General features: G+C 70.4%; 11 protein-coding genes. All 11 read left to right on the top strand.

What is annotated here, in order from left to right; all coding sequences use genetic code 11:
- Positions 1 to 2: 2 nt before the first annotated feature.
- The 11 genes from QA634_RS20465 (at position 3) to QA634_RS20415 (ending at position 16,348) form a co-directional block, all read left to right on the top strand.
- Positions 3 to 2,171, top strand: coding sequence for a GumC family protein (locus QA634_RS20465; RefSeq protein WP_012333784.1), 2,169 nt, complete (start codon positions 3 to 5; stop codon positions 2,169 to 2,171).
- Entirely contained in the window at positions 2,171 to 3,541 is a 1,371-nt protein-coding gene (locus tag QA634_RS20460) for a lipopolysaccharide biosynthesis protein (RefSeq protein WP_012333783.1), read from the top strand. Before QA634_RS20465 ends, QA634_RS20460 begins: the two co-directional genes overlap by 1 nt.
- On the top strand, positions 3,538 to 5,652 hold the full coding sequence (locus QA634_RS20455) for an alpha-L-arabinofuranosidase (RefSeq protein WP_012333782.1): 2,115 nt from the start codon (positions 3,538 to 3,540) through the stop codon (positions 5,650 to 5,652). Before QA634_RS20460 ends, QA634_RS20455 begins: the two co-directional genes overlap by 4 nt.
- Positions 5,649 to 7,148, top strand: coding sequence for an O-antigen ligase family protein (locus QA634_RS20450; protein WP_012333781.1), 1,500 nt, complete (start codon positions 5,649 to 5,651; stop codon positions 7,146 to 7,148). The genes QA634_RS20455 and QA634_RS20450 overlap by 4 nt, the downstream gene beginning before the upstream one ends.
- Complete coding sequence (locus QA634_RS20445) at positions 7,145 to 8,185, top strand: glycosyltransferase family 2 protein (RefSeq protein ID WP_012333780.1); 1,041 nt, start codon at positions 7,145 to 7,147, stop codon at positions 8,183 to 8,185. The genes QA634_RS20450 and QA634_RS20445 overlap by 4 nt, the downstream gene beginning before the upstream one ends.
- 609 nt (positions 8,186 to 8,794) lie before the next feature.
- The gene (locus QA634_RS20440; protein ID WP_236728736.1) at positions 8,795 to 9,703 is read left to right on the top strand and encodes a glycosyltransferase; all 909 of its coding nucleotides are present in this window, start codon (positions 8,795 to 8,797) and stop codon (positions 9,701 to 9,703) included.
- A 4-nt stretch (positions 9,704 to 9,707) separates the two neighbouring features.
- Entirely contained in the window at positions 9,708 to 10,766 is a 1,059-nt protein-coding gene (locus tag QA634_RS20435) for a glycosyltransferase family 4 protein (protein WP_012333778.1), read from the top strand.
- Positions 10,763 to 11,923 carry a glycosyltransferase family 4 protein gene (locus QA634_RS20430; RefSeq protein ID WP_012333777.1) on the top strand — a complete coding sequence of 387 codons (1,161 nt, stop codon included), beginning with the start codon at positions 10,763 to 10,765 and terminating at the stop codon, positions 11,921 to 11,923. The genes QA634_RS20435 and QA634_RS20430 overlap by 4 nt, the downstream gene beginning before the upstream one ends.
- Positions 11,920 to 13,275 carry a polysaccharide biosynthesis/export family protein gene (locus QA634_RS20425; RefSeq protein ID WP_012333776.1) on the top strand — a complete coding sequence of 452 codons (1,356 nt, stop codon included), beginning with the start codon at positions 11,920 to 11,922 and terminating at the stop codon, positions 13,273 to 13,275. Before QA634_RS20430 ends, QA634_RS20425 begins: the two co-directional genes overlap by 4 nt.
- Positions 13,276 to 14,226: 951 nt before the next feature.
- Positions 14,227 to 15,183, top strand: coding sequence for a UDP-glucuronic acid decarboxylase family protein (locus QA634_RS20420; RefSeq protein ID WP_012333775.1), 957 nt, complete (start codon positions 14,227 to 14,229; stop codon positions 15,181 to 15,183).
- A gap of 58 nt (positions 15,184 to 15,241) precedes the next feature.
- Positions 15,242 to 16,348: a GDP-mannose 4,6-dehydratase gene (locus QA634_RS20415; protein WP_012333774.1), complete on the top strand. Its 1,107-nt coding sequence runs from the start codon at positions 15,242 to 15,244 to the stop codon at positions 16,346 to 16,348.
- Positions 16,349 to 16,371: the final 23 nt, after the last annotated feature.

The raw sequence follows: 16,371 nt of genomic DNA, 5'->3' as shown, positions 1-16,371 counted from the left end.
GGATGACCAAGCTCCCATCGGAAACCGGTCTGGCGCCTGCCAGGCCGCACACGGCCTCGGGGGGGAGCGTCCGCGACACGGGCGCGACCCTCCTCTTCGTGGTGTTCAAGTGGCTGCCGCAGATGGCCGCGGTCGTCGGGATCGGGATCCTGTGCGGAGTGGGCTACCTGAGCCTGGTGCGCGGGAACATGTTCCAGGCCAACGCGAAGCTCTACGTTCGCGTCGGCGTCGATCAGACGCCCTCGCCGCTGCTCGGCTCGGACCGCAACGTCACGTTCCTGGCGCAAACCCGCGGTGCCGTGCAGTCGGAGATGGATCTCATGCGCAACGAGGTGCTGGTCTCGCGTCTGATCGCGGACCTGAACCTCGGCGCGCCGGAGGTGCGTCCGGAGCCGACGGGCCTCTACGGTCGCCTGAAGCGCTTCGGCTCCGACCTTTACCAGGGTATGCGCGACGGGGCCGATGCCGTCCTGATCATGGCTGGCCTGAAGACGCCGCTGTCGCGCTCGGCCGCGGTCAGCCAGGTCTTCGCCCAGTCGCTGATCCTCGACAATGCGCCGGGCTCCGACGTCATCTCGGTCAGCCTGCGCTGGCCCGGCGAGGCGCAGGCGGTGCAGCTCCTCGACCGTTTCCTGCAGATCTACACGAACTTTCGCTCGGCGGTGTTCGAGGGAGGCGGCGAGATCGACTTCCTCAGCACCAAGCGCGACGCCGCCAAGGCGGCCGTCGAGGCGGTCGAGGCGGAGATGGCGGTGTTCGAGCGCGAGCACGACACCCGCAATGCGGCGAGCCGGCTGCCCCTTCTGGAGGCCGACCTCGTGGAGGCGCAGCGCGCGCTCGAACGCCAGTCCCTCGAACTGGACTTCGCGCGTCGGCGCTTCGAACGGCTCAGCCGCGTCCTGGTCCGGACGGCCAGCCAGCGCGAGCCGGTGGGCCTCGGAACCTTTCCGCCGAACTCGCCGGCCCTCAGCATGGCGCCCTCGATGGTGGCGCTGCTCGGCGAGCGCGAGCGTCTCCTCGTCAACAACTCGGCCAACGCGCCCGAGGTGAGAGAAGTCGAGGCCAAGCTCGGCGCGCTGACGGTCGTGCTGCTCCGCCAGCTCGAGGCCGAGGTTCAGGATCTCGTCCACGTCGAGGCGGCGGCGCGAGAGCGCGTGGAGAAGGTCTCGACGGCGTTGCGCGAGTTCCAGGATGCGGCGACCGGCTGGAAGTCGCTGGAGCGGCGGCGCGAACTCGCTGAGGCGCGCTACCGCGATGCCGAGAAGCGTCTCGCGGAGGCGCGCGACATCGCCGCTCTCAGGAACGCGCGGCTCTCCAACGTGGTCGTCGTGCAGCCCGCCGCCGCCGAGGGCACGCCCATCGGGCTTCGCAAGCTCTCGATGCTCGGCATCATCACGCTGTGCTCGGGCGTGCTCGCCTGCGGCTGGGCGCTCGTGCGCGAAGTCTTCGACGGACGCCTCTACCGGGGCGAGGAGGCTGCCGCCGCGCTCGGCCTGCCGCTGGTCGGCGAGGTGCCGGCGCGGGAGCGCCCGCTGCAGGTCTGGTCGCCGAGCGATCCCGACTCGGCGGCGCGGGTCGCCCTCGACCGACTCGTCGTCACGGTCAGCGAGCGCCTGCGCGGCGCGCGGCCCACCATCCTGGCGATCGCCGCCGCCGAGGCGGATGAGGGTGCTTCCACCGTCGCCCTCGCGCTCGCTCACGGCATGGCCCGGCGCGGCCGCGTGCCGGTGCGCCTCATCTCGGGCTCGACGAGCCAGGACCTGCTGCACCACGCCCGGGACCTGCGCGTTCGCATGGACCCGTTGCCGTCCTCGCCGGATCTGCCGACCGGCCTGGCCCTGACCGCCGTCGGCGACCGCTTGGTCGTGGCAACCTGGGACGACGCGGAGGCCGCCGCGGCGTTCCTGCGCGACGGCTTCGCGAGCTGCCCAGGCCTGCAAGGGGATGCCAGCCTCGTCATCCTCGACCTGCCGCCGCTGTCCGGCGATGCGGAGGCACCCCTCTGCGCGAGCCGGGCGGATGCGACGCTCCTCGTCGTGCGCGCCGGCCGGCACGGCGCCCAGCGGCACATCGCGGCACTCGAGGCCTTGAGGTGGCTCGGCACGGAGCCGATCGGCATCGTCCTCAACGGCGTGCGCCGCTTCGTTCCCGCTCGCCTGGAGCGAGTCTGATGAGGGCGCTCGGGCTGCCATCGGCCGGAGCCGGGGCGCGCCGCGATCGCGCGGCGTCCCTGCGGCGGCTCGCGAACAGCGTGGCGGGAAGCGGCGTCCTGCTGTTCGGCCTCAAGATCGCCGGCTGCGCGCTCGGCTTGGCGATGCACTTGGCCTTCGCGCGCCTGCTCGGCGCCGCGGCCTACGGCACCTTCGCGACGGCGTTCAACGCCGCCGCCCTGGTCGCCCTGTTCGCCGCCGGCGGCCTGCCGCTCACGGCCTCGCGCTTCCTGCCCGTGTACCTGAGCAATGGCGCGCGTGCGGAGGCCCGGGCCTACCTCGACACCGTCGCCGCGGCGACGGTCGGAGGAGGCTTGCTCGGCAGCGGCATTCTCGCCGCCGCCGCCGCGATGCTGGGCGCGGACGACCCCGGCTTGGCCTGCGCGCTCGCGGCCGCGAGTCCGCTCGTCCTGCTGCTCGCGACCGCGCAGACCGCGACAGCGCTGCTGCAGGCCCTGCATCGTCCCTTCGCGGCCGAAGCGGCCTTCCTCCTGGTGCGCCCGATCGCGGCCACCGGCATGGGCGCGGTGCTCGCGCTGCCGGCATTCGGCCTGCTCGACGCGGTCACGGCCCTGATCGCGGTCAGCCTCGCGAGCCTCGCGGCACTCCTTGCGACCGCGGATGCCCTGCGCCGCGCGATCGCCCGCCATGCGCTCACGGCCCGGGGTCGGCCCAGCCTCGGCGTCTGGGTCCGGCCGGGACTGCTGCTGCTGTTCCTCGTCGGCGGGGCCGCCCTGGCCGAGCGGCTCGACGTCATGGTGGTCTCGGCCTTCGCCGATCCGGAAGCGGCCGGCATCTACAGCGTCGCAGCCCGCTTCGCCGCCCTCATCTCGCTCGGGACCGCCGCCGCGACCGTGCGCGCGCTGCCCATGCTCGCCGAGCAGCTGGGGCGGGGCGATCGGGACGCCGCCGCCCGGACGCTGGCCCAGGCCAGCCGCGCCGCTCTCGCCCTCGCGGCCGCGGCCGGCCTCGGGCTCGCCATCGCCGCCGGCCCGCTTCTCGGGCTGTTCGGGGCGGGGTTCCGCTCCGGCACGACGGCCCTGTGCCTGCTGGCAGCCGCCCACATGGCCCTTGCGGCGGGCGGCGCGGCCTCCACGGCGTTGATCGCCTCGGGCAACGAACGCCGCATCGCGACCGTCACGGGGCTCGGCATCCTCGCCAACGTGACGGCCAACCTGCTGCTCGTGCCGCGGTTCGGGATGACGGGCGCGGCCGCCGCGACCCTGGCGACGATGGCCCTCACGGCATTCGGCCTCACCCTGACGGCCCGGCGGGTGCTCGGCCTCGCCGTCTTCGCCGGCCGGGATCTGCGCGCGGAGGATCAAGCATGAGGCACGTCCGAATCCTCGCGGCCGGCGGCGCCCTGTGCGCCGCGCTGCTCGGCCTCTTCCTGGTCACGGCGCAGCCGGCGCTGGGCCTGCGGCTCGCCAATGCGGATTTCGAACAGGAGGGATCGCCGCCCCCCGGCTGGAGCCAGGACGGCCAGACCGCCGACAAGGGCGAGGTCCGTCAGGTCACGGTCGCGGGTGGGCAGGGCCGCACCCTCGCCCTGTCGCCGAACCGCCGCAATCGCGGCGGCGACAAGCCGCTCGGCCTCGGCCAAGTCATCGAGGCGGCGGATCTCAGCGGCCGGCCGCTCACGCTGCGGGCCCGCCTCGGAGCGGAGGGCGGCGCGGCCGCGGTCGTCGGCGTCGCGTTCCTCGACGGGAGCGGTGCCGACGTCGGAGCGCGCCTCGTCCTGCGCGCCGCCGCCGCGCCGCCCCTGAGCGTGCAATCCATCCGCTCCGACGAGGCCGTCCCGGCAGCGGCCCGGCAGGCGATCGTGTTCCTCGTCGCCGAGGGCCAGGCCGGGACCGCCTATTTCGACGATATCGAGCTCGTGTCGGAGGTGACGCCGGCGGTCGCGCCGGCCCGGGGCCGCCCCGTCGCGGCCCGCGTCTCCCTCGTCCCGGGCGAGGATCTCGGTCCCGTGCGCCGGCATCTGTTCGGCGCCAATGTCGAGTGGATCCGCAACGCGCAGGGGCTGTGGAACCCCGCGACCCGCTCGCTCGACGCGGATATGCTGGCGCTCGCCAAGGCCGCGGGCGTGAGCGTCCTGCGCTTTCCGGGAGGGGGCTGGTCGGACAGCTATGACTGGCGCAACGGCGTCGGTCCCCAGGCGAGCCGGCCGCGCTCCCAGCATGCCCCGGGCGAGCCGGAGGAATCGCCCAACGTCATCGGCACGGACGAGATCATCGAGGCCGCGCGACGGATCGATGCGGACCTGCTGATCACCTTGAACCTCGGCAGCGGCACGCCCGCGCTCGCGGCCGAGTGGGCGCGCTACGTCCGCGCGCGCATCGGCCCTGATGCCCGACCGCGCGTCACCTGGGAGCTCGGCAACGAGCTCTACATGGAGCAGGACATCTCCCGAGGGCAAACCGACCCGCAGACCTATGTGCAGCGCGCCCGCGCGACCATCGCGGCCGTGCGGGCGGTGGATCCCGCGGCGCGCTTCTACGCCATCGGCCTGGAGAATTTCGGGCGCTACCGCTTCAACGCCCATCGGGGCTGGAACGACACGGTGCTGACCGCGCTCGCCGCGGAGATCGATGGGCTGGCGATCCATAACGGCTACGCGCCCCTGCTGCCGGGTCCGGAGGGCGGCAGCGCCGCATCGGTCTACCGGGCCATGCTGGCAGCGCCGGCCAACATGGCGGCGAACCTCGTCACGACGATGCGGCAGCTGCACTCCGTGCAGGCCGGGCGCCGGCTCACGCTGGCCGTCACCGAGTGGGGACCGCTCTTCGCCGTCGATCCGGCCAACCGGTATTTCGACCACGTGAAGACCCTGGGGTCCGGCCTGTACGTGGCGCGGGTCCTCAACGTCCTGCTGCGGACGCCCGGCGTCGCGGAAGCCGAGTTCTTCAAGCTCAGTGACCTGCTGAATGCGGGCTGGATCGGCCGCAAGGTCGGCGGCGGCTACGCGGCGACGCCCGCCCTCGAGGTGCTGCGCCTCTACGCTTCGAACCTGTCGGGCCGCCTGATCGGCACCCGCGTGGACGGCCCGACATTCTCCGGCGGCCCGATCGGCTTCATCGACAGGGTCGACGCTGCCTCCACGGTCGAGGCCGTGGCCTCGCTCACCGAGTCGGGCGAACTCGCCATCCTGCTCTCGAACGCGAGCCTCGAGGCGCCCGCGGAGATCGAGCTCGACCTCGACCGGTCGCGCGCAGGATCGATGGAGATCCTGAGCGGGCCCGCCCCCGACGCAACCCGCGGCACCGGCATGATTTCGGTTCCAGGCCTGTCCTTCGCGCAGACCGCCGATTTCGGCGCCCCGCGCCCGCACGGCCGGGACGAGATCACGCTCGCGACCCGGCCCGTCGCGCCGGGCGCGCGCCTCCGCCTCGTCCTGCCGCCCGTATCGGTCGCGGCGCTTCGCTTGGGGGCGGCCCGATGAGCTTGCGTCTCTCGCCGATCGAGGCCGAAGGCGGCCGCCTGGCGCCGCTCCTGGCGGTCGGGCTGCTCGGGATCGCGAGCGTGCCGCTCGCCGGCTCCCTCGAGACCGTGAGCCCGCGTCTCCTGCTCGTCGGGGTCGCCGGCCTCGCCGCGCTCGCCGCGGTGGTGCTTGCCGGGCTGTTGAGGCCGGTGCTGCTCGCCCTCTTCGTCGTGGCCCTGACCTACAATCGCCAATACTATGACTTCGACTGGCTGCACGGAGACCTCGGCGGCCGTGGCCTGTACTGGTGCCCGGCGGACGTCTGCCTGGTGGGGCTGTTGCTGCTGTGGCCAATAGAGCGGGCGCTGCGCCTGCCGGCGCCACCGCGCCCGACCCGGGGAGGCCCGGTGCTGTGGCTGCTGCCGCTCATCGCGGTGGGGCTGCTCTCGGCGGCCTCCAGCACGGAGCCGCTCGGCAGCACCGTCGAGATCGTCCGCTACCTCAAGCTCGCCCTGCTCCTGCTCTACCTGCAGTACAATCTCGACGCGCGCGGCCTCACGATCATCGTCGCGGCCCTCGCGGCGGTCATTCTCCTGCAAACGCCGATCTCGGTCCTCCAGGCGGCCTTCGCCTCCGGCCAGAACGGCCTCTCGCAGATCTTCCAGTCCAGCGAGCCGGCCGAACTCGCCCGCCGTGCGGCCGGCACCCTCGGGCATCCGAACTACCTCGCCCCCTACCTGCTCCTGATCACGCCGCCCTTCATCGCCGTCGCGCTCGGCTTGCACGGCTCCTGGATCGGCCGGGCGGCCGCACTGGTGGCGCTGTCCGGCACTCTCACGATCTGTCTGACCCAGTCGCGCGGTCCGATCGCTCTCCTGCTCGTCACGACCCTCGTTCTGATCGCCCTGATGACGGCGCGCCGCGCGCTCCGAGCCCTGCGGGCGGTCGGCCTGATCGTGGCGGGTGCGGTGCTCCTCGTCGCCGTGGTGGCCCCGCTCGCCCCTGCGATCGAGAAGCGGCTCTCGGGCGATTTCGGGGCCTCGGTGGATTTCCGGGCTGCGTACAACGATGCCGCAACGCGCATGTGGGAGTCCAGCCCCATACTCGGCGTCGGACCGAACAATTTCGGCCTGGAGATCCGGCATTATTCCCCGGATCTCTACGTGCTCATGGCCCTCGACGCGCTCTCGAGCAACGAATCCCGCAACAAGGTCCATCTCCGCAGCACCGCGCCCGTCCATAATGTCTACCTGCTCGTGCTGTCCGAGCTTGGACTTCTCGGCCTGATCGGCTTCGTGCTGTTCCTGCTGCGCGGTCTCGTGCTGGCTTGGCGGGCCTCGGCGGCCTCGTCCCAGGTGACGGGTCTGTTCGCGCTTGGATTGTTCTGCGGTATCATCGCCGAGTACGTGCAGCAGCTGATCGATTACTCGCTGCTCTGGGATCCCTTGCTGTTCACCATCACCCTGCTGATGGGTGTCATGCACGCGATCGTCGCCACTCAGGAGGCTCACCCGTGACGGCATCGGATGTCACCGTCGTCGTTCCGACCTTCAATCGCGGCCGGGATCTCCCCGCAACGCTCGCGGCCCTGGCGGCACAGACGCGGCGGCCGCGCGCCGTGGTGGTCGTCGACAATAGTTCCACGGACGACACCCGCGCGGTGGTCGGCGGATGGGGTCCGGCCCTCGCAGCCGTGGGCATCGCCTTGCACTACCGCTGCAAGGCCCCCGAGGGTCCGGCCGCGGCGCGCAACCTGGGCTGGCGCGAGGCGGACACCGCCGCGGTCGCGTTCGTGGACAGCGACGTGTCGCTCGACCCGGGCTGGCTCGCAGCCTGCGGCGCGGCCCTGGACGCCGATCAGGACATCGGGGCCGTGGGAGGGAAGGTCGTCTACGCGCACAGGCCGGACCTGCTGAACGGGTATGGCGGCGCCCTCGGGCCGCTCGGTCTCGCGTGGGATGCGCTCGAAGGGGAGCCCGCGACCGCGGCGACGCGCGCCCGCGACGTGCTGTGGACGAACTGCTCGGCGCTGCTCGTCCGGCGCAAGGCCCTCGCGGAGATCGACGGGTTCGACGAGGCCTTCTTCTACGGCTACGAGGATTCCGATCTCGGCTGGCGGCTCACGCTCGGCGGGTGGCGCGTCCGCGTCGTGCCCGAGGCCGTCGTCCACCACCGGGTTGGCAGCGCCATCGGGCGCGCGGCCGAGACCATCGTGTTTCACGCCGCCAAGAACCGGCTTCGGTCCGTTCTGGTGAACTGGGGTGCGGCCCGCCTGCTGCGCCATGGTCCTCCGGCCTTGGCCTACAGCCTCGCGGACGCCGTCCTGCGCGCGCCCCGCGGGCCCAAGCTGCGGGCGCTGCTCTGGACGTTGCGCCATCTCCCCGACACCCTCGCGCGGCGCCGGATGGTTCAGGCGAGCCGCCGTGTCGACGACCGCGGGATCCGCGCCCTGATGGACCGTCGCGCGTTTCCGAAGCGCCGCCTGGGAGGGCTGCGCCGCCGGGCAGCCGACGTCGCAGCGCCGCCGATCCTCGGCGCGGACGACCGCGTCTGATCCGGGATCCGCCTGATCGAAGCGGATCCCGGATCCCAAGCCCGCGCGGCGCCTGAGCGACGCCGACATCCGCATGGCCGAAATGGGAGAGGGCGAGGCCGTCAACCGGATGTCGCATGATGGGAACCCCCGTGAGGCAGGCGTCCAGGAACCGCCACCGGACGGACCGGCCGTCTTCGCTTCCGGCATCCGGCCGAACCTGTTCCTCTCGTGTTCGGCAGGGCCCCGCCGACGATGGCCGGGAGCCGGTGCGCCCCATCATCGGCGGCCGACATCGCGCGGGCAGTCGGCGCGTGACGTCCGCCCACGAACGGCCCCGGAATGGGAGCGCGGCATCCTGATCGGGCCGCCCGGCCAGCCCGTCGAGCCTCCCGCATTTCGTTCGCGCCTCGCCGCCATCTGCAGTGCGGATGATCCTTTTTAGTACGGCTGCTCCGAAAGCCGATGATATTGTCGTCAATGTCATCGATCCCGAGGCACAAGCCGTTTTCGCTGCGCGAATACGCTGTGTGTCACCATCGTTTCGCGCGAACATGCGGTGCTGTTCGGATGAATTTCGCTGAATTCCCGTTTGTCAGTGTGGTCGTCCCGACGCGCAGGCGCCGCGAGATGGTCGTGCGTCTGATCGGATCCCTGCTTCGCCAGGATTACCCGGCCGACCGGTACGAGATCATCGTCGTTCACAATTTCACCGATGACGGCACCGAGGAGGCGATCCGCGCCCTCGTCGAGCAGGGCGGCCTGCCGGTCCTGAGCTACCACCGCAAGGCCTTCTCGTCGCCCACGCCATCGCGCCAGTTCGGGGCCGAGATCGGGCGGGGCTCGATCATCGCCTTCATCGACGACGATTGCGAGGCGACGCGCGGCTGGATCCGGGCCGGCGTCGCCGCCATGACGACCGGGACGGGTCTCGTCCAGGGACGCACGCTGCCTCGGCCGGATCAACCGCGGCACTTCTTCGAGAAGACCGTGACGGTGACGGCGCCGACGCCGTACTTCGAAACCTGCAACATCTTCTACCGTCGCGAAGCCTTCTTCGGGGTCGGTGGATTTTCGACGGAATTCCTCGACCGCTTCTGGGGCGAGGACACGGATCTCGGCTGGAAGGTCGTGCAGTCCGGCTGGGCGCGCGCCTTCGCGTCCGACGCGCTCGTGCACCACGAGGTCTTCCGCCAGACGCTGCTGGCGTGGCACCGGGAGGCACTGAACCTTCGGGTCTGGCCCCTCCTGGTGCGGCTCCGGCCGGCGATCCGGCAGGACCTCTATTGCGGCTACTTCGTCAGCCGCCAGTCAGCCGCCTTCGCACTGGCCGTCGGCGCCGCCGCCGGGGCCGCGCTGCTGCATCCGGTGCTGCTGCTGGCCGCCCTGCCCTATCCCTGGATCCGGACGCTGGAGAGCGGACGGTACCGGAATCCGCTCGCGATCGCCGCGCGGATCGTGGTCGGGCTGCCCCGGGCGGCCCTGATCTTCGGCGCCCTCGCGTACGGCTCGATCCGTCACCGTTGCCTGGTGCTGTGAGACGATGCGCGTCCTGCTCGCCCATGAACGCTATCTGCCCGATTCCGGCGGCGGCGGTGAGGTTCTGGCCCACCGGCGCGCCCTTCATCTGCGCGCGCGCGGCATCGAGGTCCAGGTGATCTGCGCGGGCGATCCGGCGCTGGGCGACCACGAGGGCGTGCCGACGCGGCGCCTGCCGCTGTGCCGCCGGGCCCTGCCCTTCGGGCTTCCGGCCTTCATCGAGGCCGCGCGCTCGGCCGACCTCGTGCACGCCTTCACCTACCACGCGATGCTGCCGGCCTTCGTGGCGGCGCGGCTGACCGGCCGTCCTCTCGTCTGCGAGTACATGGCGTTGTTCGGCCGCGCATGGTCGGTCATGCGCTCCGAGCCGGTCGCGCTGGGCTATCGTGCGGTCGAGCGCCTGCTCGTGGCACTCCCGGCGCAGGGCCGCATCTTCCTCAGCGAGGACTCCCTCGCCCTCGCGCGGGGGAAGCCGGGCGACCGCGTCGTGCTGGCCCCGCCCGGTGTCGATCCAGCCTTCTTCGAGGAGGCATCGCCCGAACCGAAAGGGGATTTCGTGCTGTTCGCCGGCAAGTTCGAGGCCCGCAAGGGGGTCGCCGAACTGCTCGCGGTCGCCCGGGCCTGCCCGCATATCCGCTTCGTTGCCGTCGGCTGGGGCGGGGACATCGCGGCGCTGCGGGCGGCGGCACCGGAGAACCTCACCGTGCACGAGAGCCGCGGTGACCGCTACCGGCACCTGCTCCGTCAAGCGCGGATCTTCTTCTTTCCCTCGCACGCCGAGACCTTCGGGATCGTCGTCGCCGAAGCGATGGCCAGCGGCTGCGCCGTCATCGGGACCACCGGACAGGGCGCGGAAGGCGTCCGGGTCGAGGCGGGGGACGCGGCCGGCATGGTCGCGGCCGTGCAGCGTCTCTGGGACGACCGCGACCTCTGCCTCGCCCTCGGCGCCCGCAACCGCGAGCGTGCCCGCGCCTACGACTGGGAGCGCAGCGGCGACGTGGTCCTCGGCCTGTACCGAACACTTCTCGCCCACAGGCTGCCCTACCCGGAGGCACCGCGATGAGAGTTGCTGTCTATTATCCCTGGGTCTACCTGCGCAGCGGGATCGAGCGGGCGCTGATCGAGATCAAGCGGCGAAGCCGCCATGAGATCCGCATCTACACCAACCACTTCGATCCACGCGGAACCTTCCCGGAACTCGACGGGATGGGCGTCACGGAACTGTCCCGGGTCTCGGTCGAGCGGACCTACTCGGCGGTCACCGCGGCCGCGCTGTCGATCGTCCGGACCCGCCTCGATCCGGCGGAGCACGATGCGGTTCTCGTCTGCTGCGATGGTCTCGGCCCGCTCCTGACCTTCGCGAACCGCCGCAAGCCCGTGGTCAACCTGTGCTTCACGCCGCTGCGGGCGACCTACGATGAGGTCTATCGCGATCGCCTGCTGGCGCGCGGCGGTCCGGCCCGCCCCGTGAAGCGGGCGGCCGAGACGGTGTTCCGCCTCGTCGATCGCATGGCGTGGCGCAACTTCGACGAGGTCATCTGCATCGCCGACACCGTCCGGCGGCGCGTCGCGGACAATCGTCTCTTTCCGGAATCCAAGATCCACCTCGCCTATCCGGGCGTCGAGCCGAGGCTCGCGGTGCCCGAAGGCGCCTCCGAGCCGATGTTCCTGCTCCCCGGCCGCATCATGTGGACGAAGAACATCGAGCTCGCCATCGACGGATTCCGCCAGTTCCTGAGCGACGCACCGCCCGCGCTGCAGCGATTCCGCCTGCACATTGCCGGCATGGTCGACGCCAAGAGCCGTCCGTACTTCGCACAGCTGCAGGAACTGGCCGGCGGCGACGAGCGGATCGTGTTCGAGACGGTGGTGTCGGACGAGCGCATGCGCGCCCTCTACACGCAGGCCTGGGCGGTCCTCGCCCCGGCCTTCAACGAGGATTTCGGACTGACGCCGGTCGAGGCGATGGCCCATGGGCGGCCCGTGCTCGCCTGCAACCGGGGCGGCCTGCGCGAGACCGTGCTGGACGGCGTCACAGGTCTGCTGGTGGAACCCGAGCCCGCCGCCTTCGCGGCCGGCCTGCGCCGCATCGCGCAGGACGCGGATCTGGCCCGGCAGTTGGGCGCGCAAGGGCCCGCACGCGCGGCCGCTTTCACGTGGCCGCGCTTCGTCCAAACGATCGATGCCGTCCTCGACGGCGCACAACGGAGGTCGGTATGAAGCGTCTTCTCGCAGGTCTCGCACTCGCCGCTGTCCTGAGCCTGCCCGCCAGCGCGGATTCGTTCCGGCTCGGGCCGGAGGACCGGGTCGACGTGCGCGTGTTCGGCCGGCCGGACATGTCCCTGGCGCTCAAGGTGGATGGCGACGGAAACCTGCGCCTTCCCCTCGTCGGCAGCGTCGGCGCGTCCGGCCAGACGATCGACGAAGTGGAGGCCCGCCTCATCGCGGCCTGCCGCGAGCGGGCCGGCATCCTTGAGCCGCGCGTCACCGTGACGGTCCTGGAGACGGCTCCGATCTTCGTCGGCGGCGCTGTCCAGAACCCGGGCCGCTACGCCTGGGCGACCGACTTGACGGCGGCGAAGGCCTACGTGCTCGCCGGCGGCGCCCCACGCCTGCTCGAGAATGGCGGCCCGCTCCTGGTCTTCGAGGCCTACCGGGCGGTCGAGCAGGAGGAGCAGACGCAGAGCCGCTTGGCCGCGGCGATCCTCCGGCGGGCCAGGCTCAGCGCCGAAGCCGCGTCCGCACCGAGCTTCGACGTGCCGGAAGGCTGGGCCGAAGGCCTGAAGCCGGCCCAGGCCGAGGTGCTTCTCACGCGCGAGATGCACCTGTTCGCCAAGCGCCGCGAGGCGATGACCGGCGAGATCAAGAACCTCAAGCGGCAGTCCCAGATCCTGGTCGAGCAGGAGGCCGCGCTCAAGGCGAGCCTCGCCAAGAAGGGCCTGCAGCTCACCATGCTGCAGCAGGAGCTGGCGGCCATCGGCGGGGATTCCGAGACCGCCCGCTTGGTGCCGGTCACGCGGCTGCTCGCGCTCAAGCGCTCGATCATCGACATCGAGAACGATCAGCGGGAGATCGAGCGCCGGATCTCGGAAACGAAGCTCCAGGGTGCGATCGCCGAGCAGACCTCGGCGAACCTTGAGAATTCCCGCACCATCGAGGCCTCCGGGCAGCTCGCCGAGGTCGAGCGTGAGCTGGTCAGCCTGCGCGAAAGCCTGCTCCCGATCCGCCGCCGCGCCGAGGTGGGACGCACGGCTGTCAGCGCCTCGGAAGCGCGCGGCGGGCGGGCGCGCGTCCCGGTCTTCACGATCCGCCGCGAGACGGGCGGCACGGTGCAGGTCCTGCAGGCGGACGCGGATACGCGACTGATGCCGCGCGATCTCGTGCAGATCGCGGCCGAGCCGGTGCCGAGCGCGGATGCCGAGCGGGTTGCCGAGACGCGGGCCGGAAACGCCCAGGCCGCGCCTCCCCGCGCGCCCGCCGCGCCGGCGCCCAAATCCCCGTCGCCCGCGGGCGTCGGCGCGCCCATCAAGGGCGACATCGCGGCGGCCCTCCGCCCGGCAGGCTCGCGATAAGGCCGATGCGGCGAGCCGGCGGGCGGGTCTCCGAGCGGACACGCGCCCGCCGGACCCGCACCGGCCCGCCGGGCCCCGATCGGGGACGGTGCCGCCCGCCGGACCGGTCGCGTCGTGCTCAGGCCGAGCCGGCACACCCGCTCGCTGCTGGATCCAGCCTGCGACGGCCCGGTCGGGGTTCGGAGCGCCCGTCGCGCGGGCGCGGCGCCTCGCCGGCAGAAGCCCGGCGGGCCTTGCCGGAGCGACGGAGCATCCGCCGGACGATCCGATCGCCGGCTCGGGGCGGTCCCGGCGCGGCCTGCGCATCTGGCCCGGATTCCCTTCGCCGGCCGATCGGACGGCGTGCGGCTGCATGAACCACCGGCTCGGCAGATCACCCCTGCAACTCGCCTGACATGCTGCGCTCCGTCGAAGCAGATGGCGGCCGCCCTCGGCCGCCTTTTTCGCCGTATACTGGATTGTCCGCCGTCGGCGATTGCTTGAAGCGGCTTGAAAACCGAGATTATCGCATCACGAATACAAAAAATTTGGCGGCGACGAGTTCGTTCGCCGGTCATGGTGGCGTCTACACGGCAGGTGGCCGAGATGCCATTCGGCCCGAAGCAAGCAGACGAAACCGTGCCGGCACTTCCGGTGCGTGACACGCGGCAGGGTCGCGGCCCCGCGACGGCAGGGCCGGGAAGCGCCCTGCCGGGTACGGGCCCGATCGTCGGCGCGAGGCGTGTCGAGTCCGGACGAGCGACGGCGGGCAGCCCACGGGCCACGCCGCGGTGCGACGCCGGATCCCCGTACGGGTGATCCCGTGGCGCGACCGCGCTTCATGGGGGTGAGATCGCCGCTGACTCGCAGGGATCGGCAGCGTCATCGATCAAGGTCATGCCAGTCGATGGCGGCCTGGATCGTCCTGAAACCGGATCTGCAGGATCCTGAGATGAACGGGAAATCGAGACCATGACATCGCATCGACGCATCAAGAGCATCCTGGTGACCGGAGGCGCCGGCTTTCTCGGCTCTCATCTCTGTGAAAGTCTGATCGAGCAAGGCCACGAGGTCCTCTGCGTCGATAACTTCTTCACGGGAGCCCGTCAGAACGTCGAGCACCTCTTGAAGAATCCCAGGTTCGAGCTGCTGCGCCACGACATCACATCCCCACTCTATGTGGAAGTGGACGAGATCTACAATCTCGCATGTCCGGCATCCCCGGTGCACTACCAGTTCGATCCCGTCCAGACCACCAAGACGAGCGTCCTTGGAACGATCAATGTCCTGGGGCTCGCCAAGCGCGTGAAGGCGAAGGTGCTGCAGGCATCAACGTCCGAGGTCTACGGCGATCCCGAGATGCACCCGCAAGCCGAGCACTACTGGGGCCGGGTCAATCCCATCGGCCCTCGTTCCTGCTACGACGAGGGCAAGCGCTGCGCCGAGACGCTGTTCTTCGACTATCATCGTCAGCACGGGCTGCCGATCAAGGTCGCTCGCATCTTCAACACCTACGGCCCGCGCATGCATCCGGACGACGGCCGTGTCGTCTCCAACTTCGTCGTCCAGGCACTCAGCAACAAGGACATCACTTTGTATGGTGATGGCCGCCAAACCCGATCCTTCTGCTACGTTGACGACCTCGTTCAAGGCCTGATCGCGTTGATGGAGACGGACTCCACGGTGACAGGGCCGATCAATCTCGGCAACCCTGGTGAGTTTACGGTCCGGGATCTTGCCGAACTGGTTGTCGAACTGACAGGATCGCGCTCCGAGATCGTCCGCAGGCCGCTTCCGCAGGACGACCCGCGCCAGCGCAAACCGGACATCGATCGCGCCAAGAAGGTCCTCGGCTGGCAACCAACGATCGATCTCCGCGAAGGCCTCATCCGCACCATCGAGTATTTTCGCAAGCAGCTCGATGCATGATCGAATTTGTTAAGCTAAATCATCACATCAAACATGTTGTCGGACGGATAATTAAGCGATGAAATCGGCTCTCATCACTGGAATTACCGGACAGGACGGTGCCTATCTGGCTCAGTTTTTGCTGAGCAAGGGTTACACCGTCTATGGCGTGACCAGACGTTCGAGCGCGCAGGATCGATGCTCTCAGCGTCTCGCATGGCTCGGCATCGCCGATCGCGTTCACTGCATCGACGGCGACATCTCCGACCTGTCGAGCCTGATCCGCGTCGTGCGCAGCGTCCAGCCCACCGAGATCTACAATCTCGCAGCGCAGTCCTTCGTCAACACCTCGTGGATGCAACCTGTGCTCACCGGTATGATCACCGGTCTCGGCTGCGCGAACGTTCTCGAAGCGGTGCGACTCGCCGCACCCGATGCGCGCTTCTATCAGGCATCGTCATCGGAAATGTTCGGTCGCATCCAGCAGCCGGTGCAGTGCGAGACGACCCCGTTCTACCCCCGCTCGCCGTACGGGGCTGCCAAGCTCTACGCGCACTGGATGACCATCAACTACCGTGAGAGCTTCGGTCTGCATGCCTCGACCGGCATCCTATTCAATCACGAGAGCCCGTTGCGGGGGATCGAATTCGTCACGCGCAAGGTCAGCGACGGCGTGGCACGAATCAAGCTCGGAATGGCGCGTGACCTGAGGCTGGGCAACATCGACGCCAGACGCGACTGGGGTCACGCCCGGGACTACGTCCGAGCGATGTGGCTGATGCTGCAGCAGGACGCGCCGGATGATTACGTCGTGGCGACGGGACGCTCGGTGACGGTCCGGGAGATGTGCGAGATCGCTTTCGACCACGTGGGTCTGTCGTTGAGCGACCATCTGGTGATCGATCCCGATCTCTTCCGGCCCGCCGAGGTCGATGTCCTGATCGGCGATGCCGCGAAGGCGCGACGGGTGCTGGGCTGGGAACCGACGGTGAGCTTGGAGGAGATGGTGCGCGAGATGGTCGATGCCGATCTTCACCGGCACTCTCGCGACGGGAGCCGGCCCCGGCCCGCGCGCAGACCGGTGACGCGAGATCCGCGCGCCTCGCTGTCGCTGCGCAAGGGTCCCACGGGTTCACGGGCGCGTCGACCGCACATTGCCACCACCAGTTGTATGCCGAACGACTGATGCGACTGCGTCACGAGTTTGGG

This window comes from Methylobacterium sp. CB376, assembly GCF_029714205.1.
Classification (GTDB): domain Bacteria; phylum Pseudomonadota; class Alphaproteobacteria; order Rhizobiales; family Beijerinckiaceae; genus Methylobacterium.
The sequence above is the reverse complement of the archived record's forward strand: the minus strand, read 5'-3'. Positions and strand labels throughout refer to the sequence as shown.